We start from the raw sequence: 19,842 nt of genomic DNA, 5'->3' as shown, positions 1-19,842 counted from the left end.
TCGACGAGGGATCGGCACCGATGAGTTTCGAGCCGTCGACGGGTCCACCCCTGGGAGTGGGCACTCGTGAACGGAGGCGGACATGACGATCGATCACGACCTGGCACCGGCGGCGGAACAGGTGTCGCGCCTGGCCGCGGGGGTGCGGGAGAACCAACTGGACCTGCCGACGCCGTGTGCGCAGTGGTCGGTCGCCGACCTGCTGCGCCACCTCCTCGAGCTGACCGCGGCGTTCACCGCCGCCGCCCGCAAGACCCCGTTCCCCGGCGACGGTTCCGGGCGGCCGGCGCACCTGCCGCCCGACTGGCGGACCCGACTCGACGCCGGGCTGGACGCACTCGTCGACGCGTGGCGGGCACCCGCGGCGTGGGCCGGGGAGGCCGAGGCAGGTGGTGTGACGTTGCCGGCCGACGTCATGGGGGTCGTCGCCCTCGACGAACTCTTCCTGCACGGGTGGGATCTCGCCCGTGCCACCGGTCAGCGCTTCGACTCGGACCCCGCGACGGTGCAGGGGTGCCTGGGATTCGCCGCGGCGATGTCCGAGCCGGCGGAGGAGGCCGGCCGGGAGGGCTTGTACGGCCCCGTCGTCCCGGTCCCATCCGATGCCCCCGACCTCGATCGGCTCCTCGGGTTCGCAGGTCGCGAGCCGCGATGGATCAGCGAATCCCGTCCCGCCGCAGGGCGATAGAGACCGCCGCCGCGCGCGAGTCGACACCGAGCTTGGCGTAGATGTGGGCGAGGTGCGTCTTGACCGTCGCCTCGCTGATGTGCAGCCGCCGGCCCAGCTCCCGGTTCGTCAGGCCCTCGGCGAGCAGCGTCAGCAGCTCGGCCTCCCGTGCGGTCAGGGCCTGGTCGGGGCGGCGCATCCGGTCGAGCACCCGCGCCGCGACCGGAGGTGACAGCATGCTGCGGCCCTCGACCGCGCCGCGGATCGCGGCGAAGATGTCCCGCGGTGCCGAGTCCTTGAGCAGGTAGCCGACCGCTCCCGCGTCGAGCGCGCGGACCACGTCGGTGTCGGTGTCGTAGGTGGTGAACACCAGTACCGGCTGGTCGGGGCGGTCGGCGCGGATCCGCCGGATCGCCTCGACCCCGTCGATCCCGGCGCCCAGCGCCAGGTCCATCATCACCAGGTCGGGGGAGCGGTCGGTGGCCGCGGTGACCGCCTCCTCGCCGGTGTCGACCTCGGCGACCACCTCGATGTCGGGCTGCGAATCCAGCAGGGCGCGCAGTCCCGCCCGCACCACGAGGTGGTCGTCGACCAGGAGTACGGAGATCACGAGCCGCCCCCGACCGGGATCTGTGCCGCGACGACGGTGCCCTCGCCCGGAGCGCTGTCCACCGAGAACGTGCCACCGAGCGCCTCGACCCGCTGCCGCATCGCGGGCAGCCCGAAACCGCCGCCGGCGGTGCCGGTCGACTCGCCACCGCGGGCACCGACGTCGAAGCCGGTGCCGTCGTCGAACACGTCCAGGGCGACAGCCTCGGGCAGGTACGTCAGGGTCACCCCCACAGTGTGCGCGTTCGCGTGCCGTCGGATGTTCGACGCCGCGCTCTGGGTGACCCGCAGCAGCGCGTGCTCGACATCGGACGGCAGCGGCCTCGGCTCGCCGATCATCCGCAGCTGCGCGGTCGGGACGTAGCCGCGGACCGCCGCGAGCAGGGCGGCGTCGAGGGTCTGCGTCGCGAGGTCGGGGGAGCTGAGGTAGTGCACCAGGTTGCGGGTCTGCGTCAGGTTCTCCCGCAGCGTCCCCGTCGCGGTGCGCACCTCGTCCCGGGCGAGCGTTCCAGGTTGGGACCAGATCTCGTCGGCGGCCTCGAGGTGGAGCAGTGCGCTCGTCAGCCCCTGCGTGACGGTGTCGTGGATCTCCCGCGCGAGCCGTTCCCGCTCCGACAGCACACCGGCCTCCCGCTCGGTCTCGGCGAGCCGGGTCTTCGCGGCGACGAGTTCGCCGAGCAGGCGTTCGCGTTCGGCGCTGTCGCGTTCCACCTGCCCGTACGCGAGGACGATCAGCGCACCGGTGCACAGCGGGGCCAACACCACCGGCCACTCGGTGCGGCCGCTGAACGAGACGAACTCGATGCCCGCGAACACCGCGAGCCCCGCGACGACGAGGTACGCCGCCCACCGCGGGAACGCCCGGGTGCACAGGAAGAAGATCGGGAACGCCGACCAGGCGAAGCTCGGCGCCAGCCACACCAGCGCCACCCACGACGTCAGTACCGGCCACACCCACGGCCGCCAGGCGCCGCCGCGTCGCGTCAGCACGACGATCACCGCGTACAGCGCCGCGAGCACGAGGATCAGGCCCGCGACGACGACCCACCGTCCGCTCACACCGTGATAGGTCAGGTACCGGGCCGTGGACGCCGCGAGCAGCACGTAGAACGACACGTGGATCGCGAGTCCGAGCGGCCCGCGGAAGGCCCCGTTGTCCTGCATCGGGCCGATCCTACGGACGGCCCCACCGGTGCGGATCGGCCATTCGGATGATCCGCGGGCCGCCGAACGACCGAGCCCGGGGCATACGTGCGGCCGATGCCTCGACCCCACCCGCGCGGCGAAGCTCGAAGGGACCGATTCCCCTCGTCCGAAAGGCTCGACGATGACCACCGCTCGCCGCCTGTCCCGCATCCTCGCGATCACCGTTCCCGCCGTCGCGCTGTTCGCCGCCGCCGCGTGCGGATCGACCGACGACACCGCCTCCGCGACCCCGGTCGCCACCGCCGCGGTCTCCGCGCAGCAGCAGCCGGACGGCGCCGCCGACAAGGGCACCGTGACCGCGAACCGGCTGTCGGTGGCCGCCGCCGGACGTGCCGCGCAGGCCGCGCTCGCCAAGTGCCAGGCCGACGGCCTCGGCTTCGTCACCGTCTCGGTGGTCGACCGCGCCGGCAACGTGCAGGCGATGCTCCGTGGCGACAACGCCGCCCAGCACACCGTCGAGGCGTCGCAGGAGAAGGGCTACACGGCGGCGGCGTTCGGAGCGAACACCAGCGACCTCGTCGCGCGTGCCAAGGGCGACGGGCCGACCGTCGCGGACCTGCCGGGCACGTTGTTCCTGCCCGGTGGCGTGACCGTCAAGGTCGGCAACGCGTCGATCGCCGGCATCGGTGTCGGCGGCGCGCCCGACGGCAACGCCGACCAGGCCTGCGCCGCTGCCGGTCTCGCGGCAATCGAGGGAAGCCTGAAGTGAGGACCGGGGTCGCGGCCGCGGTCCTGACGGCCGCGGCCCTGACCGTGGCGGCGTGCGGGAGCGGCATACCAGCCGACGGTGACCCCGCGACGACGAGCGCCACGGTGTTCGAGGCGCCGCCGGCGGACGTGGCCGAGTCGGCGCCGGTTCCCTCGGCCGACGCGGCCGCGGTCCGCCCGCTCGTGTCGACTCCCGAGCTCGAGGACGCGTTGTTCGCCGCCGCCCGTCGGAACGACGCGGCGGCGGTGCGCGACGCGCTCGCAGCCGGAGCGGACATCGAGGCCCGCGGGCAGGGTGGGCGCACCCCGCTGGTGGCCGCGACGAAGGCGAACGCCGTCGCGGCGGCGACCGCCCTGATCGAGGCCGGTGCCGACGTGAACGCGCAGGACGGAATGCAGGATTCGGCGTTCCTGTACGCCGGCGCCGAGGGCCTCGACGAGATCCTCGCGATGACGCTCACGCACGGCGCGGATGTGCGGAGCACCAACCGATTCGGCGGCACCGCGCTGATCCCGGCATCCGAGCACGCGCACGTCGAGACCGTGCGCACACTGATCCGGGCCGGTGTCCCGGTCAACCACGTCAACAAGCCGGGGTGGACTGCTCTGCACGAGGCGATCGTCTACGGCGACGGCTCGGACCGGTACGTCGACGTGGTCGGGCAGCTGCTCGACGCGGGTGCGGACCCGTCGATCCGGGACGCCGACGGCCGCACCGCGTTGCGGAATGCGCAGCGTCGAGGCCAGGGCGACATCGTGGCGCTGCTCGTCGCGCGCGGGGCGAACTGATCGGTCGGGTTCCGTCCGGGCAGCTACCGGTCGAGGGGCTCTCGGGTCTCGTCGGCCGGTAGCGCGGCGGCCCGCCGGGACCGGGCCCACCGGACCACGCCGGCCGTCGTGGCGGCCACGAGGATCGACGCAGCGGCGATCGGGCCGGCGATGCTGCCCGGGAACAGGCCCTCGAGCAGCAGCATCGCGCCGAACACCAGGAACAGGGTGGCGGCGGCGAGCTGGATGAACCGCTCGGGCAGGTGCTTGCCGAGGACCGCACCGATGACGATGGCCAGGGCGTCCGCGGCGACCATGCCGACCGTTGACCCGATCCACACCCCGACCCAGTCGTTGTCGGCGGCCAGGGTGATCGTCGCGAGCATCGTCTTGTCGCCGAGTTCGGCGAGGAAGAACGCGGACGCGACGGCCAGGAACGCGGAGGTGCCGACCCGGCCGGCCTTGCTCTGCTCCTCGTCGGTGAGGCTGTCGCCGCGCAGGGTCCACGCCGCGAAGAATACGAACGCCAGGCCGCCGAGGATGCTGATCAGGTTCGTCGGGATCGCGACGCCGAGGTAGTGGCCGACACCGACGGACACCAGGTGCACGACCGTCGTCGCGACGGTGATGCCGCCGATCACCACCCACCACCGGTAGCGCAGCGCGAACGTCATCGCCATCAGCTGGGACTTGTCGCCGAGTTCGGCGACGAAGATGACACCGAAGCTCAGCAGCAGGGCGGCAAGCACGCGGACACTCCTCCGTTTCGTCGTGTCGGAGGAAACCGGGAAATGCTCCTCCGGTCGTCGACGCGGGTGCGTCGACGACCGAAGGTCTCGCCCACCGGCGGGTGCCGGTTCGGGCAGCCGGGCGGGTCCGCCGAGGCGGGCCGGGCCAGTATGTCGACTGCTCGATTGGGGGCTACTCCCCTTCGCTGAGCGAAAGACTACCTGCGCTCGCCGAATTTGCCAAGCGCCACAACAAGTTTGGGAAACCGAACTTTCGACTTCCGGGTCCGGTCAGGCGGCGAGCAGCATCGCCAAAACCGCGGTGTCGGGATCGCTGTTCGGGTCCAGGCTGACTCGGCTGACCATCGAGGTGACCGTGCCGTCGGCCTCCGCCTCCACCCAGGCCGCGCGATGGTCGAGTCCGAGATAGGGAAGCCCCGGCAGCAGCACGCATCCCGACGCCACGCCCACGCACTCGGGGAGCGACGGCACCGTCTCCGACGGGGGGTGCAGCACCAGCAGCGCCGGAGGTTGCCGCTCGGCGAAACAGCCTGGAGTCACGGCGGATTCGCCGAGAATCGGACCCTCCGCGACGACCAGGCCGACCGTGCCGGGCATCGGGTCGTCCGGCAGTTCCTCCCGTGCACCGAAAACCGTTGAGGTGGAGAGTAATCCGGGAACCGAGGCCACTCTGACGGCGAGCACGAGCAACTGCGCCCATTCCTTCGTGGTGTCCGGCCAGCGGCCCGAGATGACGAAGCCTCGCAACGCGCCCGCGGCCTGGAAGGGTGAGACTCCGATGTATTCGCTTCTACTCATACCCGCCCCCTGACCATGGTCAACAACGTCCGGCGACGCTGCCGGCGGATACCTCCAGAATGCGCCCAAACGCCATTGGCAGACAACTCGTGGTGAGTGCCAGCGGTGCCGGGACGTCCGGCGTCAGTGACCGGGCCCGGGGACGCTCACCCGCATCCGCAGCACCGTCCCGGAACGCTCCTCGAGGGCCTCCTCCGGCACGTGGGAGCGGGACGTGCAGACGAACAGGTCGCGTCCGTCGTCCCCGCCGAGCGCGACCGCGTACGGACACCGGATGGTGAGCCGGTCGGTGACGGCGCCGTACGTGTCGACGCGCAGCACGTCGGCGGTGGTCGGCGACGCGACCCAGATCCCGTCCTCGGCGTCGATCGCGAGCCCCTCCGGCTGGGTCCCGGTGTCGAACTCCGCGAACACCCGCTGCTGCTCGAGGCCGCCGTCCGGTTCGATCGTGAACGCGGTCAGCCGGGCCGGGACCGCGCGGCTCTCGGCGACCGTGAGGGTCCGGCCGTCCGCTCCGACCACGATGCCGCCGGTGCAGGTCAGGGCGCCGGCGACGTCGTGGACGGTGCCGTCGGCCTCGACCATCGCGAGATCGGCGGTCGAGGCCGGCGCGTCGTCGTCACCCCGGCTGCCGACGTAGGCGCGGCCGACGGCGTCCACGCACAGGTCGGCGAGACGACGGGTCGTGACGCCGGCCAGGTCCGCGTGCACGAGAACGGAGCCGTCGGCCTCGCGGCGCAGCAGCAGTCGGTCGCGGGTGGATGCGATCAGGAGTCGCCCGTCCGGGAGGAAACCGAGCCCGGCCGGCAGCCCGGCGACCTCCGCGATGGTGTTCAGCGCACCGCCGGCGGGGTCGAGTGCGAGCACCTCGCCGGTGAACAGGTCGGAGAACCACAGGTGACCGGCGTGCCAGCGCGCGCCCACCGGGAAGGCGAGCCCGTCGACGAGTGTGTCCACCGTCACGGTCACCACTTCACGATACGACCGGCGGGGGCATTTGATACCCCCGAAAACTCCTCGCCCCGAAAACGCCGCTCGCCGCGCCCGGGGAACCGGGACGCGGCGAGCGGGGAGACGCGAAGGTCAGGCGATCAGACCGGCGGTCGCGGTGCGGGCCTTCTCGAAGCGCGCGGCGACGTCCGCCCAGTTCACGATGTTCCAGAACGCGTTGACGTAATCGCCCTTGACGTTCTGGTAGTCGAGGTAGAAGGCGTGCTCCCACATGTCCAGCATCAGCAGCGGGGTCAGGCCGATGGAGATGTTGCCCTGCTGGTCGTACAGCTGGACGATGATCAGCCGCTGGCCGATCGAGTCCCAGGCCAGGATGGACCAGCCGGAGCCCTGGATGGCGTTGGCGTTCGCCGAGAAGTGGCTGCGGAAGGCGTCGAAGCTGCCGAACTGGTCGTCGATCGCGGCGGCCAGCTCGCCCTCCGGCTTGTCACCGCCGTTGGGGGACAGGTTGTTCCAGAAGACGGTGTGGTTGGTGTGGCCACCGAGGTGGAACGCGAGGTTCTTCTCGTGCAGGTTCACCACGGGGGCGAGGGCGTCGGCCTCGCGCAGCTCGGCGAGCTTCTCGAGGGCGGTGTTGGCGCCGGCGACGTACGCGGCGTGGTGCTTGTCGTGGTGCAGCTCCATGATCTTGCCGGAGATGTGCGGCTCGAGGGCGGCGTAGTCGTAGGGCAGTTCAGGCAGCGTGTAGACAGACACTTCGGTCCCTTCCTTATGGGCGTGGGGACGCCCGGCGTGTACCTTGTTCGATCCTTCTCGGGCACTAACCCAATCCCATTCGTACACCGTCCGCAACCGCCGGTGGAACGCGGGAGCGCCGGGCTCGGCCGGCGCGGCCACCTGGGGTCGGGAATTCGTCTCCCAGGTGAACGGAACCCTAATATTGCGTGATGCCCGAGCCGACCGCCCTCCCCGCGCCGGCCCGGCGGATCGAGTTCGGAGGCGCCAACCTGCTGCGCGCGCTCGCTGTGCTCGCGGTGCTGTACTCGCACATCTCGTTCTATCTGATCGACGACCTCGGCACCGGCTGGTGGCTGATCGACTCCGTGTACACCGTCTGCGTCGAGGGCCTGCGGCTCAACCAGCACCTGTCGTTCCTCGGCGTCGCGGTGTTCATGATGCTGACCGGCCTGCTGCTCACGGCGTCGGCGCTGCGGAACCCGCCGGGCCGGTTCCTGGTGAACCGGATCGGTCGGCTGCTGCCCGCGCTGTGGGTCGCGATCGCCGTCGCGATCCTGCTGGTCAAACTCGGCGTCAACGGGATGTTCAGCGGTCAGGACGGCATCACCACCGGACAGTCCCTGCTGAGCTTCGTGCTCGGCGGGTTCTTCCTCAGGCCGGAGGTCGCGGTCCTCGGGGTGACGTGGACGTTGGTCGTGCAGATCGTCTTCTACGTGTACAGCGTCGTGACGCGACCGCTGTTGCGCGCGGCGCCGATCGCGGTGCCGATCCTCGGCGCGCTGCTGTGCTCCCTGGTGCTGCTCTACAACCTGTACGTGCCGCAGCCGTACTCGGTGCCGATGCTCACCAAGGTCGCGGCGACGCTGCCCGCGGTGTTCGTCGGCCAGATCGTCTACCTGGCGTGGAGCGGCGCCGCGAGCTGGCGGTGGCTGGCCGTCGCCGCCCTCGCGCAGGCCGAGGTGGTGGCGCTGGCCACCGACATCCGGGCCTACTGGGCGGGCGACCGCTACCTGTGGACGATCACGTTCGTCGCGATCGCGGTCCTGCTGCTGGCGCGGTACGACGGGCCGATCGCGCGCTGGACCGCCGTCCGCTGGGTCGGAACCCGCAGCTACGCCATCTACCTGCTGCACACGCTGATCCTCTATCGCGCCTACGACTGGTCCGTCGGCCTGTTCGGCAAGACCGGCGCGGTCGTCGTGTTCCTCGTGGTCACGGGTGTCGCCTCGGAGCTGCTGTACCGGGCCGTGGAGGTGCCCGCCGGGCGGTGGGTCGGTGCCCTCGCCTCCCGCGTCGGCGGCCCCGGACCGGGTGCGCGCGACGAATCCGAGGTTGCGCGGCGCGCGTAGCATCGGATCATGTCCTGGTTCGACGACATCCTGCGCGCCCCGGGCGCCAAGTCCGTTCTCGTCACCGCCGATCAGGCCCTGCCCGGCCGGCCCGAACCGATGCGGGTCCCGGCCGCGCATCACGTCAACGGGCACACCCTCACCCCGCCGTTCCCGGACGGCCTGCAGACCGCGGTCGTCGGCATGGGGTGCTTCTGGGGTGCCGAGAAGGAGTTCTGGCAGCTGGACGGCGTGTACACCACCGCCGCCGGGTACGCGGGTGGCTTCACACCGAATCCCACCTACGAGGAGGTGTGCTCGGGCCGCACCGGGCACACCGAGGTCGTGCTCGTCGTGTTCGACCCGAAGGTGATCACGTACGCGGGTGTGCTGCAACAGTTCTGGGAGAACCACGACCCCACGCAGGGGATGCGGCAGGGCAACGACCAGGGCACCCAGTACCGGTCCGCGATCTACACGGTCGACGACGCGCAGGCGCAGACCGCGCGGTCGACCGCGGACGCGTTCGGCACGCGGTTGGCCGCCGCCGGGTACGGCGAGATCACGACCGAGATCGCCCCGCTCGGCGCCTTCTACTACGCCGAGGACTACCACCAGCAGTACCTGTCGAAGAACCCCGGCGGGTACTGCCCGGTGCACGCCACCGGCGTCAGCTGCCCGGTCGGTCTCGGTGCCTGACGCGCGCGAACGTGCCGAACGCCACACGTGAGGCTGTCCCGAACCGCTTGATCTGGGACGGGTCCGGGTCGACCCTGGAGTGAGGGCCTTGAACAGGCGACCAGGAGGGGATGGGCGATGTGGCGTGACGCGCGGGGATATGCAGCACTGACGTGGCGGTCGCTACGTCGCAGTCACGACCCGTTGCGCCGACGCGTCGACCGGGTGGAAGGCACCCTGGCGGTCGCGGTCGCGGTTCTCCTCGTCGCGCTGCTACCGCTGGCGGTGTGGCTCGGCGCGCTCGTCGGTGACCAGCAGACCGCGATCGCGCACCAGCAGGCCCGCGACTTCCGGCAGGTGACCGCGACCACCGCCGCCGACTCCGCCGCCGACTCCGTCAGCCCGGACCCGACGCCCGTCGCGACGGTCGAGTCCGCCCCCGCCCACTGGGAGTGGGCCGGCGTCACCCACCGCGCCGACGTCGCCGTCGACCCCGGCACCCGGGCCGGGACCGAGGTGCAGATCTGGGTCGACCCCGACGGCGACCTCGCGAGCAGGCCGATCAGCCCGTCCGACGCGGCCACGTCGGGCATCTTCGTCGCGGTGTTCACCTGGGTGTCGGGCGCGCTCGTCGCGTTCACCGGTTTCCTCGCCGCCCGCGGGGTGCTGAACCGGCGCCGGGACCGGGAGTGGAGCAGGGAGATCCGGGAGTTCCTCGGGACCGCGACCTCGTACTGACCGGCGGGCGCCCTTCCGGAATGGCCCACCCATCCGGTCGGAGTGAACGAACGGGCCATTCGGGAAGCGACGGGGCGCTCAGCGCACCTGCGGCATGACCTCGGATGCGACGAGTTCCAGGTGGTCGAGGTCGTCGAGGTCGAGGGTCTGCAGGTAGATGCGGGTCGTGCCGAGTTCTCCGTAGCGGCCGATCTTGTCGACGAGCTCGGCGGGCGAGCCGGCAAGCCCGTTCGTGCGCAGCTCGTCGACCTCGCGGCCGATCGCGGCGGCGCGGCGCGCGATCTCGCTCTCGTCACGGCCGCAGCACAGCACCAGCGCGTTCGAGTACACCAGGTCGGCGGGGTCGCGGTCGATCGCACGGCAGGCCGAGCGGACCCGCTCGAACTGGGTGGCGGTCGTCTCGAGGGAGCCGAACGGCAGGTTGAACTCGGAGGCGTAGCGCGCGGTCAGCGCGGGAGTGCGTGTGCGGCCGTTGCCGCCGATCAGGATCGGCGGGCCGGGCCGCTGCTGCGGCTTCGGCAGCGCGGGGGAGTCGACGACCCGGTGGTGCGCGCCGTCGTAGGAGAAGGTCTCGCCGACCGGCGTCGCCCACATGCCGGTGATCACCGCGAGGGTGTCCTCGAGCCGGTCGAAACGCTCCCCGAGCGAGGGGAACGGGATGCCGTACGCGAGGTGCTCCTCCTCGTACCAGCCGGCGCCGATGCCGAGGTCGACGCGGCCGTCGCTCATCGCGTCGACCTGGGCGACCGTGACCGCCAGCGGACCGGGGTGACGGAACGTCGCGGAGGTGACCAGGGTGCCGAGGCGGATCGTGGACGTCTCGCGGGCGATGCCGGCGAGGGTGATCCACGCGTCGGTCGGGCCGGGCAGCCCGTCGCTGTTCATCGCGAGGTAGTGGTCGGACCGGAAGAACGCGCCGTAGCCGAGTCGCTCGGCGGCCTGGGCGACGCGGAGCAGTTGCTCGTAGGTCGCGCCCTGCTGGGGTTCGGTGAAGATTCGCAGCTCCATGACCGTCCACTGTGCACCATCGGGCCGTCGCTTCGCTCTGCACACAGCGTTGTGCACCAACCTGTGGACGGGCCTGTGGAAACTGTGGACGAACAGGTGGACAACCTGTGGGCGGCCTGTGGAGCGGGTCACATTGCCGGGCTCGGGAGCGCGAGTTGCCTGTGGAAAACCGTCCCAGCGACGTTCCCCAGCCTGTGGAATTCCGGGTTGGGGACGGATGCCCCGGCTCGGCTGCCGGGCGGGGTGTGGTCGTGACACTATCGACGTGTGAGCTTCGATGACGTTCCGTTCGTTCCGGTGGCGGAGGTGCCGTCGCCCCCGCACGACGGGACGGTGATCCTCGACGTCCGGGAGGTCGACGAGTGGAACGACGGCCACGCCCCCGGCGCCCTGCACATCCCGATGGTCGACGTGCCCGCCCGGATGGACGAGATCGACATCGACGCCGAGGTCTACGTGCTGTGCCGGTCCGGCGGCCGGTCGATCACCGTCGTCACCTACCTCAACGAAGTGGGGTTCGAGGCGGTCTGCGTCAGCGGTGGCATGGTGGCGTGGCAGAAGTCCGGTCGGCCGCTCGTCGCGGACGACGGCAGGACGGCGAAGATCTACTAGATGAGCGCCGTCCAGGTCTGTGTCCGCTGCGCCACCCGGTGGCCCGTCGTCGGCGCGCCCGCGCAATGGTGCCCGGGGTGTCGCGGGGTGTTGATGTCGCCGACCGCACCCGGGCGCCTGGAACCGACCGCCCGACGCAACTTCCGCTGGGTCGCCCGCCGGCCCGGCGTCGTCGCCGCCCCGGCCACCGAGCCCGCGTCCGGCGACGATCCGACGCCGTCGTACCAGCAGGTGCCGCGGTGGGGGCTGGTCGACCCGGCGCCCGCCGACCTGTCCGAGCCGCGGCCGACCCGGACCCAGCAGCTCGCGGAGCTGGCGCCGACCCTCCTCGTCGCGTCGGCCGGGCTGTTCCTCGCCGGGGCGCTCGCGGAACTGTTCCGGTACGGGCTGCTGCTGTACAACCGCACGACACTGATCTCGCCGGCGGTGCTCGCCGTCTCCGACAGCCTCGTCTTCACGTTCGGTGTCCTGGCCCCGCTGGTCGCATTCGCCGCCGCGGCGGCGTCCGTGGCCTGGCTGCTCGATGCCCGCCGGGCGGCGTGGGCCCGGATCGGTCGGGTCGACCCGCGATCGTCGGCGGCCGTCGCTTTCGGCTGCCTCGTCCCGGTCGCCAACCTGGTCTGGCCTGGGGTGTTCCTGACCGAGCTGGCCGGCGTCGAACCCCGGATCCGCCGGGTGGTGCGGCTGTGGTGGTCGACGTGGGTCGCGGGTGGCGTCCTGCTCGTCGTCAGCCTGGCGTGGCGGTCGCACGACTCGCTGCAGGCCCGCGCGAACGGGGTCGTGCTCGCGATGATCGTGGACCTGGTCGCGGTCGGGATCGCGGTGCTGACGCTGGTCGTGATGCGCCGGGTGGACCGACTCGACCTCGGGGGCAGGCCCCGGTCCCGGAATCGTTGGGTGGTGGCCGCATGAGCCCGGATCGCAGGGGACCCTTGGTCGTCGCGCACCGAGGCGCGTCCGCGGCCCGACCCGAACACACCCTTGCCGCCTACGAGCTGGCGCTCGAGCAGGGCGCCGACGGCCTCGAATGCGACGTCCGGCTCACCCGGGACGGGCACCTCGTGTGTGTGCACGACCGCACCGTCGACCGCACGTCGACGGGGTCGGGCGTGGTCAGCGAGATGACCCTCCGGCACCTGTCTGCCCTCGACTTCGGCGACAACGGCGAACCCGTGCTCACGCTCGCGGAACTGATCAGCCTGGTCCTCGACCACACGTCGCGGCCGACGAAGCTGTTCATCGAGACCAAGCACCCGGTCCGCTACGGCGGTCTGGTCGAGAGCAAGGTGCTCGCCGAGCTGGCCCGGTTCGGTCTGGCCGCCCCCGCGTCCGCCGACCACTCGCGCGCCGTCGTGATGTCGTTCTCCGCGACCGCGGTGTGGCGGATCCGCCGGGCCGCGCCGCTGCTGCCGACGGTGCTGCTCGGCGAGGCGTCCCGCTACCTCGGCGGGGGCGCCGCGACCACCGTCGGCGCGACCGCGGTCGGACCGTCGATCAAGACGCTGCGGGAGCATCCCGAACTCGTGGACCGCGCGGCCGCGGCGGGTCGTGCCACGTACTGCTGGACCGTCGACGACCGTGCCGACGTCGACCTGTGCCGCGACCTCGGGGTCGGCTGGATCGCGACGAACCATCCGGGCCGCACCAAACAATGGCTCGGCGAGCGGTCGGTTTGACGCGGTTCGTGCGTGTAGGTTGCCCGACGTGGGTAAGAGCAAAAGAAACAGTGGTCCCAAGCCCGACAGCAATCGCGCCGCGAAGCTCGCCGAGCGCCGCGCCGCGCAGGAGGCGGCCGCCGCCACGACGGTGCCGCGGCCGTTCGCCGGCCTCGCCGCCGAGTGCGACCTGGTCGCGCTGCGCGAGTTCGTCCCGTCCGCAACGGCGCCGCTGCCGCTGACCGCCGGGGAGCGTCCGGTCGTGATCGCAACGGTGCTGCCCGGCGCGGTCGCGGCGCTCGTGCGCGACGAGGAGGCCGCCGCGACCGGCTTCGTCGGCCTGCAGGTGCAGGCACAGTCCCCCGACCTGGCCGCCGACCTCGGCGCGGCCGTGGCGTGGGCGGCGACCGCGACGCCGGGTGAGTCGCTGACCGCGGCGAACCCCCAGCCGGAGGGTCCGCGGCTCGCCGACGTGATCGACCAGGCCGCGGCGCTGGAGATCACCGTCCACCAGGACTTCAACTGGTGGATTCCGGAGGGCGTCACGCCGGCGCCGGAGGTCGCGGCGACGGTCGAGCAGGCCAACTCGGTGATCATGCCGTCGGCGCGACTGGATGCGGACGGCGTCGTCGCGGCGTGGTGGGTGGACGCCGGCGAGAAGGCGCACCTGCGCTGGGTGCGGCCCGAGGACGAGGACCAGCTGATGCTGGCCCTGGCCCGGGTGCACGCGGCCGGGGGACTGCACGTCGGCGAGGGCTCGCGCTACGCCGGCTCGTTCCGCACGCACGGTCTGCTGGTGCCGGTGTTCGACCTCGACCCCGAGAAGCACGCCCAGGAGTGGGCGGCCGCGACCGCCGAGCTCGGCGACCGGCTCGCCCAGGCGCTGGCCGTCGACGCCCCGCTGACCTCCGACGAGCGGCGCGCCCGCGACGGACTGCGCGGCCGCCAGGTCACCCTGCGGTAGGGCGGCTCCGCCGCCGGTGAGTGATCTTCACCCCGACCGGGGGTGAAGATCACTCACCGGCGCGTCAGCGCACGATGACGACGTGCAGGTTGCGGGGGCCGTGCACGCCCTCCACCCGCTCGAGCTCGATGTCGGAGGTCGCGGACGGGCCGCTGATCAGCGTGGTCGGCCGGTGTGGGACCAGGCGTGCGAGGGCCTCCGGCACGCCGACCTCCACGCACTCGACCCGCACGACGCACACGTGCACGTCCGGCACCAGTGTCAGCGCGCGGCGCCCCTGATCGGCGCTGCCGTCGAGGAAGATGGTGCCGGTCTCGGCGCACGTGACGGTGGACGCCGTCACCACCGCGTCCAGCTCCGACAGTCGCGGCGCCGGAACGTCCGACGAGTCCACGACCACTTCGCCCGGGAACCCGCCGAGCCACGAATCATCCAGCCCCGCAGGAACTCCCACGCGGCGTGCGCCGATCTCGTCCAGCACCCGCGTGACGGTGTCGGGCAGTTCGGCGGCGGTGCACCTGTGCACGTGGGCCTTGTAGTCGACGAGCCGGTCGACCAGCAGGTCCACCCGCTCGGCGTCGGGCATCGTGCGTCCGGTCCGGTACTCCCGCGGAACCTGCTGCGGCGCCGGCGGAGCCAGCGTCCGGGCGTCCCGGATGCGGGCCAGGATCGTCTTGCGTGCGCTCATCGGCCGGCCTCCGGTCCCTCGGGCTGGGGGTTCGGCTTCTCGGGCGAAGCCTCGGGCTGGGGGTTCGGCTTCTCGGGCGAAGCCTCGGGCTGGGGGCCCGGCCTCTCGGCGGCGATCGCGGCGCGGCCCTCCGCGGAGTCCCACCACTGCCGGAACGTCTGCTTCGGCGGTGCCGGGATGTCGCGGGCGGCGGTCCATCCGTTCAGCGGCGGCGGCAGGGTGGAGATCTTCCCCTTCTTCCCGGCGGCGATCCGGCCGAGACCGGCGGCCTTCTGCGCCAACGTGAATCGCCGCGCTGAGCTCATCGCGACGGACGCGGCCTTCATCGCGACCTTCTCCGCCGTCATTCCTGCCTTCTCCACCTTCTGGTGCCGCAGTTCGACCAGGAGCGAGGGGATGTCGATCTTGACCGGGCAGGCGTCGAAGCAGGCGCCGCACAGGCTGGATGCGAACGGCAGGGTGGCGTTCGGGTCGTCGGGGGCGTCCATGCCGGCCAGTTGCGGGGTGAGGACCGCGCCGATCGGGCCGGGGTAGGTGGAGCCGTAGGCGTGACCGCCGGTGCGCTCGTACACGGGGCACACGTTGAGGCAGGCCGAGCAGCGGATGCAGTGCAGCGCCTGCCTGCCGATCGCGTCGGCGAGGGCGGCGGTGCGGCCGTTGTCGAGCAGCACCAGGTGGAACTCCTGCGGCCCGTCGCCGGGGGTGACGCCGGTCCACATCGAGGTGTACGGGTTCATCCGCTCGCCGGTGGAGGAGCGGGGGAGCAACTGCAGGAACACCTCGAGGTCGGCGAACCGGGGGAGTACCTTCTCGATGCCCATCACCGTGATCAGGGTCTGCGGCATCGTCAGGCACATGCGGCCGTTGCCCTCGGACTCGACGACACCGAGGGTGCCGGTCTCGGCGATCCCGAAGTTCGCGCCGGACACCGCGACCGGGACGGTCATGAACTTGTGTCGCAGGAACTTTCGGGCCGCTGCCGCGAGGTGCGCGGGCTCGGCGTCGAGATCGGGGTCGACCCCGGTCATCTCGCGCAGGAAGATCTCCCGGATCTCCGAGCGGTTGCGGTGGATCGCCGGCACCAGGATGTGGGAGGGCTTGTCGTGGCCCAGTTGGACGATCAGTTCGGCGAGGTCGGTCTCGTAGGCGGTGATGCCCTGGGTCTCGAGGTGCTCGTTGAGCTCGATCTCCTGGGTGGCCATCGACTTGACCTTGATGACCTCGGTGGACCCGGTCGCCCGGATCAGGTCGGTGACGAGGGCGTTCGCCTCGACCGCGTCCGCCGCCCAGTGCACGACGCCGCCGCGCGCCACCACCGCCGCCTCGAGTTGTTCGAGCAGCTCCGGGAGCCGGTTCATCACATCGGTCTTGATCGCGGAGCCGCTGTCGCGCAACGCTTCCCAGTCCGGGAGCTCGCCGGTCACCCGCAGTCGCTTGGCCCGGATGGTGTGGGTGGCCTTGCCGATGTTGCGGCGCAGCTGGGCGTTGGCGAGCTCGTGATGGGCGGCCTTCGGGAAGGTCTCGCTGCCGCGCAGGAAACCGACCCCCTGCGGCGCACGGGGCGGAACCGCGGGCAGGCCGAGGCCGATGCGTCGGCCCGAGTCCCCGAGGTCGGCGGTGGTCATGCGGGCTCCTTCGGCTCCACGGACGCCAGGATCTCGGCGAGATGGACGGTGCGGGTGCCCATCTGCAGCCGCGACATGCCGCCGCCGATGTGCATCAGGCAGGACGAGTCACTGGCGCAGAGGGATTCGGCGCCGGTGTCGGCGACGTGGCGGATCTTGTCGGCGAGCATCGCGGTGGAGGTCTCGGCGTTCTTGATCGCGAAGGTGCCGCCGAACCCGCAGCAGGACTCGGCCTCCGGCAGTTCGACCAGATCGATGTCGCGGACCGCGCGCAGCAGCCGCAGCGGCTTGTCGCCGACCCGCAGCATCCGCAGCGAGTGGCAGGTGGGGTGGTAGGTGACGCGGTGCGGGAACCAGGCGCCGACGTCGGTCACGCCGAGCACGTCGACGAGCAGCTCGGACAGCTCGTGGGTCTTGGCCTTGACCGTCTGCACCCGCTCGCACAGCGCGGCGGTGCCGTAGCGGGACGCGACGATCTCGTGTTGGTGGCGGACCGACCCGACACACGACCCGGACGGCGCGACGACGGCGTCGATCGACGTGTCGCCGAACTCGTCGGCGTAGTTCGTCACCAGCGGCAGCGCCTCCGGCTGGTACCCGGTGTTGACGTGCATCTGGCCGCAGCACGTCTGGCCGGGCGGGAACACCACCTCGTGCCCGAGTCGGGTCAGCAGCAGTGCGGTCGCCTTGGCCGCGCTCGGGAACATCGTGTCCCCGATGCAGGTGGCGAACAGCGCGATTCGCATGGGATCTCCGCAATCGTCGTTGTGGTCTGACCACAGTAACCCACGGTCAGCGCGATTTTGCAAGAGCGGCGGGGATCCGGGCTCGGGCCTCGATTGTGACCGCGGTCATGGTGTACCTTGCTGTGGTCTGACCACACAGTCGACGTCGAAACCCGCCGCGACCAGCGGCGCCATCTCAGGAGTTTCATGTGGCAACCGACCACCTGGCGGTGACCTTCGCCCCGGCCACCGACGCCGTCGCGCACAACCTGACCCTCACGGCGCTCATCGGCCTGACCCCGCTGCTGACCTTCTTCGTGTTGCTCGCCGGCTTCAAGCTCAAGGCCTGGTACTCCGGGCTGGGGGCGCTGGCCGTCGCGGCGGTCGTCGCGATCGTCGGGTTCTCGATGCCGGTCTCGCTGACCGCGCTCTCGGCGTTGCAGGGCATAGCCTTCGGGCTCTTCCCGGTGATGTGGATCGTGGTCACCGCGATCTGGTTCTACGAATTGACGGTCGTCAGTGGTCGTTTCGAGGATCTGCGCCGGGTGTTCAACTCGATCGGTCGCGGCGACATGCGGGTGCAGGCGATGCTGATCGCGTTCTGCTTCGGCGGCATGCTCGAGGCGCTCGCCGGATTCGGTGCCCCGGTCGCGATCACCGGTGCGATGCTGATCGCCCTGGGGATGCCTCCGATCCGGGCGGCGGTGACCGTCCTGGTGGCGAACACCGCCCCGGTTGCGTTCGGCGCGATGGCGATTCCGATCACCACCGCGGGCAACCTGACCGGCATCCCGGCGACCGAGATCGCCGCCGTCGTCGGCAGACAGACTCCGCTGCTGGCGCTGTTCGTGCCGCTGCTGCTGCTGTTCCTGGTCGACGGCCGGCGCGGGCTGCGGCAGGTGTGGCCGATCGCGCTGGTCACCGGTGCGGTGTTCGCGTTCGCCCAGTTCTGGTGCTCGAGCCACTTCTCCTACGAGCTCACCGACGTCGTGGCCTCCCTCGCCGGACTCGGTGCCGCGGTACTCATGTTGCGTTTCTGGGCGCCCGCCACCCCCGAAGGCCAGCGCTCGCACGTCGAACCGGAACCGCTGGGCCCGTCACGGGTCCTGCTCGCGCTGATGCCCTACCTGCTGGTGGTCGTCGTGTTCGGTGTCGCGAAGCTGTGGACGGTCGGGTTCGACCTGCCGGCGTGGCTGACCGGCACCGACCGCAAGGTGCAGTGGCCCGGCCTGTACGGCAACCTGCTCACCGGCACCGGCGACCCCGCGACGAGTGCGGTCTACACGTTCTCCTGGCTGTCGAACCCGGGAACCCTGCTGCTGCTCTGCGGCCTGGTTGTCACCGCCGTGTACAGCCTCGTCGACAGCGGCGGCCGGTTCCCGATGACGTTCGGCGCCGCGGCGACCACGTTCGTCCGCACCCTGGTGAAGATGCGCCTGTCGATCGCCACCGTCGCGACCGTCCTCGGCCTGAGCTACGTGATGAACCAGTCCGGACAGACCGTCGCGATCGGGACCTGGCTCGCCGGGACCGGCGCCGTCTTCGCGTTCTTCTCGCCGATCCTCGGCTGGCTCGGGACCGCGGTCACCGGCTCCGACACCTCCGCGAACGCCCTGTTCGCGAAACTGCAGCAGACGGCGGGACAGCACGCCGGCATCGACCCGACGCTGCTGGTGGCGGCCAACACCTCCGGCGGCGTCGTCGGCAAGCTGGTCAGCCCGCAGAACCTGACCATCGCGGCGACCGCGGTCGGGCAGGCGGGCAGCGAACCGATGTTGCTGCGCAAGGTGATCGGGTACAGCCTCGGCATGCTTCTGATCCTGTGCACGCTGGTGTACCTGCAGTCGACTCCGGTGCTGGGGTGGATGCTGCCGTGACCGCCCGCCTAGGCTGACGTCCCATGTCGTCGCAGTCGCCGTCCGAGTCCAGCCCGCGCGCCTGGGAGCAGGTGCTGGCGCAGCTCGAGCGGATGCTCGTGTCCGGGGAGGTGCGCCCGGGCCAGCGGCTGCCGGGCGAGCGGGCCCTCGCGGCGGACCTGGGAGTCGGGCGGTCCTCGGTGCGAGAGGCGCTCCGGGTGATGGAGGCGCTGGGCCTGCTGCGCGCGCAGACCGGCTCCGGTCCGAACGCGGGCGCGATGATCGTCGCGCGCCCGACCGGTGGGATGTCGATGCTGATGCGCATGCAGGTTGCCGCGCAAGGTTTTCCGGTGTCCGACGTGGTGCGGACCCGTCTGGTGCTCGAGTCGGAGGTGATGCGGACCCTCGCGGCCCGGCGCCCGGCGGCCGATCTCGCGGCGGCCGTGGAACTGCTGCATTCGATGGACGACCGGACACTCTCGGCCACCGAGTTCCTGATTCTCGACTCGCAGTTCCACGTTGCGCTCGCCGACGCGGCCGGCAACCAGGTGGTCGCGGCGATGATGGCGGGGCTGCGCGAGTCGATCGAGTCGTACGTCGTGGCCGGGGCGGACGCGACCACCTGGCCGGTCACGTGCACGCGGCTGCGCGAGGAGCACCGGGGACTGGTCGACGCCGTCGAGGCCGGCGATCCGCAACTCGCGGAACGCCGGATCCTCGACCACATCCGCGGCTACTACGAGGGCATCGGCGCGTAGCGCCGGCCGTGCA

General features: G+C 71.4%; 22 protein-coding genes. 12 read left to right on the top strand and 10 right to left on the bottom strand.

The window, feature by feature from the left end; all coding sequences use genetic code 11:
• Window positions 1-82: 82 nt before the first annotated feature.
• Complete coding sequence (locus tag ABD951_RS19290; RefSeq protein ID WP_345348644.1) at window positions 83-688, top strand: TIGR03086 family metal-binding protein; 606 nt, start codon at window positions 83-85, stop codon at window positions 686-688.
• On the opposite strand, the gene ABD951_RS19285 is transcribed toward ABD951_RS19290, so the two are convergent.
• A complete protein-coding gene (locus ABD951_RS19285; RefSeq protein ID WP_345348641.1) occupies window positions 657-1,277 on the bottom strand; it encodes a response regulator in 621 nt (206 codons plus the stop codon). The two genes, ABD951_RS19290 and ABD951_RS19285, sit on opposite strands and share 32 nt — an antisense overlap.
• Window positions 1,274-2,440, bottom strand: a complete 1,167-nt coding sequence (locus tag ABD951_RS19280; protein WP_345348638.1) for a sensor histidine kinase — start codon at window positions 2,438-2,440, stop codon at window positions 1,274-1,276. The genes ABD951_RS19285 and ABD951_RS19280 overlap by 4 nt, the downstream gene beginning before the upstream one ends.
• Before the next feature lie 163 nt (window positions 2,441-2,603).
• Here ABD951_RS19280 and ABD951_RS19275 point away from each other — a divergent pair, with 163 nt between their 5' ends.
• Together ABD951_RS19275 and ABD951_RS19270 are read left to right on the top strand one after the other, a co-directional pair.
• The gene (locus ABD951_RS19275) at window positions 2,604-3,191 is read left to right on the top strand and encodes a GlcG/HbpS family heme-binding protein (RefSeq protein ID WP_345348635.1); all 588 of its coding nucleotides are present in this window, start codon (window positions 2,604-2,606) and stop codon (window positions 3,189-3,191) included.
• Window positions 3,188-3,979: an ankyrin repeat domain-containing protein gene (locus tag ABD951_RS19270; protein WP_425569890.1), complete on the top strand. Its 792-nt coding sequence runs from the start codon at window positions 3,188-3,190 to the stop codon at window positions 3,977-3,979. The genes ABD951_RS19275 and ABD951_RS19270 overlap by 4 nt, the downstream gene beginning before the upstream one ends.
• Window positions 3,980-4,002: 23 nt before the next feature.
• Here ABD951_RS19270 and ABD951_RS19265 read toward each other — a convergent pair whose 3' ends face one another.
• The 4 genes from ABD951_RS19265 to ABD951_RS19250 all read right to left on the bottom strand — a co-directional run bounded on the left by ABD951_RS19265 (window position 4,003) and on the right by ABD951_RS19250 (window position 7,212).
• Window positions 4,003-4,707 (bottom strand): TMEM165/GDT1 family protein, encoded by a 705-nt coding sequence (locus ABD951_RS19265; protein WP_345348632.1) that lies wholly within the window; start codon window positions 4,705-4,707, stop codon window positions 4,003-4,005.
• 270 nt (window positions 4,708-4,977) lie between these two features.
• Window positions 4,978-5,505, bottom strand: coding sequence for a peptidase (locus tag ABD951_RS19260; protein ID WP_345348629.1), 528 nt, complete (start codon window positions 5,503-5,505; stop codon window positions 4,978-4,980).
• Between the two features lie 123 nt (window positions 5,506-5,628).
• Window positions 5,629-6,474, bottom strand: coding sequence for an SMP-30/gluconolactonase/LRE family protein (locus ABD951_RS19255; RefSeq protein ID WP_345348626.1), 846 nt, complete (start codon window positions 6,472-6,474; stop codon window positions 5,629-5,631).
• A gap of 114 nt (window positions 6,475-6,588) precedes the next feature.
• Complete coding sequence (locus ABD951_RS19250) at window positions 6,589-7,212, bottom strand: superoxide dismutase (protein ID WP_345348623.1); 624 nt, start codon at window positions 7,210-7,212, stop codon at window positions 6,589-6,591.
• A 191-nt stretch (window positions 7,213-7,403) separates the two neighbouring features.
• Between ABD951_RS19250 and ABD951_RS19245 the strand changes: the two genes are divergently transcribed.
• The 3 genes from ABD951_RS19245 to ABD951_RS19235 all read left to right on the top strand — a co-directional run bounded on the left by ABD951_RS19245 (window position 7,404) and on the right by ABD951_RS19235 (window position 9,938).
• Window positions 7,404-8,543, top strand: a complete 1,140-nt coding sequence (locus ABD951_RS19245; protein ID WP_345348620.1) for an acyltransferase family protein — start codon at window positions 7,404-7,406, stop codon at window positions 8,541-8,543.
• 9 nt (window positions 8,544-8,552) lie between these two features.
• Entirely contained in the window at window positions 8,553-9,221 is a 669-nt protein-coding gene (gene msrA / locus ABD951_RS19240; protein ID WP_345348617.1) for a peptide-methionine (S)-S-oxide reductase MsrA, read from the top strand.
• Window positions 9,222-9,338: 117 nt separating this feature from the next.
• Window positions 9,339-9,938, top strand: coding sequence for an Rv1733c family protein (locus tag ABD951_RS19235; protein ID WP_345348614.1), 600 nt, complete (start codon window positions 9,339-9,341; stop codon window positions 9,936-9,938).
• A 78-nt stretch (window positions 9,939-10,016) separates the two neighbouring features.
• Here ABD951_RS19235 and ABD951_RS19230 read toward each other — a convergent pair whose 3' ends face one another.
• The gene (locus ABD951_RS19230) at window positions 10,017-10,946 is read right to left on the bottom strand and encodes an LLM class F420-dependent oxidoreductase (protein ID WP_345348611.1); all 930 of its coding nucleotides are present in this window, start codon (window positions 10,944-10,946) and stop codon (window positions 10,017-10,019) included.
• A gap of 267 nt (window positions 10,947-11,213) precedes the next feature.
• On the opposite strand from ABD951_RS19230, the gene ABD951_RS19225 reads away from it, so the two are divergent.
• Genes ABD951_RS19225 through ABD951_RS19210 form a run of 4 tightly spaced genes read left to right on the top strand, consistent with a single transcriptional unit; the run spans window position 11,214 to window position 14,177 of the window.
• A complete protein-coding gene (locus ABD951_RS19225; RefSeq protein WP_345348608.1) occupies window positions 11,214-11,558 on the top strand; it encodes a rhodanese-like domain-containing protein in 345 nt (114 codons plus the stop codon).
• Complete coding sequence (locus tag ABD951_RS19220) at window positions 11,559-12,470, top strand: DUF4328 domain-containing protein (protein WP_345348605.1); 912 nt, start codon at window positions 11,559-11,561, stop codon at window positions 12,468-12,470.
• The gene (locus ABD951_RS19215; protein ID WP_345348602.1) at window positions 12,467-13,234 is read left to right on the top strand and encodes a glycerophosphodiester phosphodiesterase; all 768 of its coding nucleotides are present in this window, start codon (window positions 12,467-12,469) and stop codon (window positions 13,232-13,234) included. Before ABD951_RS19220 ends, ABD951_RS19215 begins: the two co-directional genes overlap by 4 nt.
• Window positions 13,235-13,262: 28 nt before the next feature.
• Complete coding sequence (locus tag ABD951_RS19210) at window positions 13,263-14,177, top strand: DUF5926 family protein (protein WP_345348599.1); 915 nt, start codon at window positions 13,263-13,265, stop codon at window positions 14,175-14,177.
• 64 nt (window positions 14,178-14,241) lie between these two features.
• Here the strand turns inward: ABD951_RS19210 and ABD951_RS19205 are convergent, their stop codons facing one another.
• From ABD951_RS19205 to ABD951_RS19195, 3 genes are read right to left on the bottom strand one after another with little or no spacing between them, the layout of a single operon-like run.
• Entirely contained in the window at window positions 14,242-14,865 is a 624-nt protein-coding gene (locus ABD951_RS19205; RefSeq protein ID WP_345348596.1) for a LutC/YkgG family protein, read from the bottom strand.
• A complete protein-coding gene (locus ABD951_RS19200; RefSeq protein ID WP_345348593.1) occupies window positions 14,862-16,490 on the bottom strand; it encodes a LutB/LldF family L-lactate oxidation iron-sulfur protein in 1,629 nt (542 codons plus the stop codon). The genes ABD951_RS19205 and ABD951_RS19200 overlap by 4 nt, the downstream gene beginning before the upstream one ends.
• Complete coding sequence (locus tag ABD951_RS19195) at window positions 16,487-17,236, bottom strand: (Fe-S)-binding protein (protein ID WP_345348590.1); 750 nt, start codon at window positions 17,234-17,236, stop codon at window positions 16,487-16,489. The genes ABD951_RS19200 and ABD951_RS19195 overlap by 4 nt, the downstream gene beginning before the upstream one ends.
• Window positions 17,237-17,424: 188 nt before the next feature.
• On the opposite strand from ABD951_RS19195, the gene ABD951_RS19190 reads away from it, so the two are divergent.
• Window positions 17,425-19,092: an L-lactate permease gene (locus ABD951_RS19190; protein ID WP_345348587.1), complete on the top strand. Its 1,668-nt coding sequence runs from the start codon at window positions 17,425-17,427 to the stop codon at window positions 19,090-19,092.
• 23 nt (window positions 19,093-19,115) lie between these two features.
• Window positions 19,116-19,829, top strand: coding sequence for a FadR/GntR family transcriptional regulator (locus ABD951_RS19185; protein ID WP_345348583.1), 714 nt, complete (start codon window positions 19,116-19,118; stop codon window positions 19,827-19,829).
• Window positions 19,830-19,842 lie beyond the last annotated feature (13 nt).

This window comes from Rhodococcus olei, from assembly GCF_039540555.1.
In the GTDB taxonomy this organism is placed as follows: domain Bacteria; phylum Actinomycetota; class Actinomycetes; order Mycobacteriales; family Mycobacteriaceae; genus Rhodococcus_G; species Rhodococcus_G olei.
This window is presented reverse-complemented; position numbering and strand designations above follow the sequence as displayed.

Excerpts from the sequence above, each read along its gene's own strand:
- ABD951_RS19290 (WP_345348644.1), top strand. The coding sequence starts at position 83 with ATGACGATCGATCACGACCTGGCACCGGCGGCGGAACAGGTGTCGCGC.
- ABD951_RS19280 (WP_345348638.1), bottom strand. The coding sequence starts at position 2,440 with ATGCAGGACAACGGGGCCTTCCGCGGGCCGCTCGGACTCGCGATCCAC.
- ABD951_RS19275 (WP_345348635.1), top strand. The coding sequence starts at position 2,604 with ATGACCACCGCTCGCCGCCTGTCCCGCATCCTCGCGATCACCGTTCCC.
- ABD951_RS19260 (WP_345348629.1), bottom strand. The coding sequence starts at position 5,505 with ATGAGTAGAAGCGAATACATCGGAGTCTCACCCTTCCAGGCCGCGGGC.
- ABD951_RS19245 (WP_345348620.1), top strand. The coding sequence starts at position 7,404 with ATGCCCGAGCCGACCGCCCTCCCCGCGCCGGCCCGGCGGATCGAGTTC.
- msrA (WP_345348617.1), top strand. The coding sequence starts at position 8,553 with ATGTCCTGGTTCGACGACATCCTGCGCGCCCCGGGCGCCAAGTCCGTT.
- ABD951_RS19235 (WP_345348614.1), top strand. The coding sequence starts at position 9,339 with ATGTGGCGTGACGCGCGGGGATATGCAGCACTGACGTGGCGGTCGCTA.
- ABD951_RS19230 (WP_345348611.1), bottom strand. The coding sequence starts at position 10,946 with ATGGAGCTGCGAATCTTCACCGAACCCCAGCAGGGCGCGACCTACGAG.
- ABD951_RS19220 (WP_345348605.1), top strand. The coding sequence starts at position 11,559 with ATGAGCGCCGTCCAGGTCTGTGTCCGCTGCGCCACCCGGTGGCCCGTC.
- ABD951_RS19215 (WP_345348602.1), top strand. The coding sequence starts at position 12,467 with ATGAGCCCGGATCGCAGGGGACCCTTGGTCGTCGCGCACCGAGGCGCG.
- ABD951_RS19205 (WP_345348596.1), bottom strand. The coding sequence starts at position 14,865 with ATGAGCGCACGCAAGACGATCCTGGCCCGCATCCGGGACGCCCGGACG.
- ABD951_RS19200 (WP_345348593.1), bottom strand. The coding sequence starts at position 16,490 with ATGACCACCGCCGACCTCGGGGACTCGGGCCGACGCATCGGCCTCGGC.
- ABD951_RS19195 (WP_345348590.1), bottom strand. The coding sequence starts at position 17,236 with ATGCGAATCGCGCTGTTCGCCACCTGCATCGGGGACACGATGTTCCCG.
- ABD951_RS19185 (WP_345348583.1), top strand. The coding sequence starts at position 19,116 with ATGTCGTCGCAGTCGCCGTCCGAGTCCAGCCCGCGCGCCTGGGAGCAG.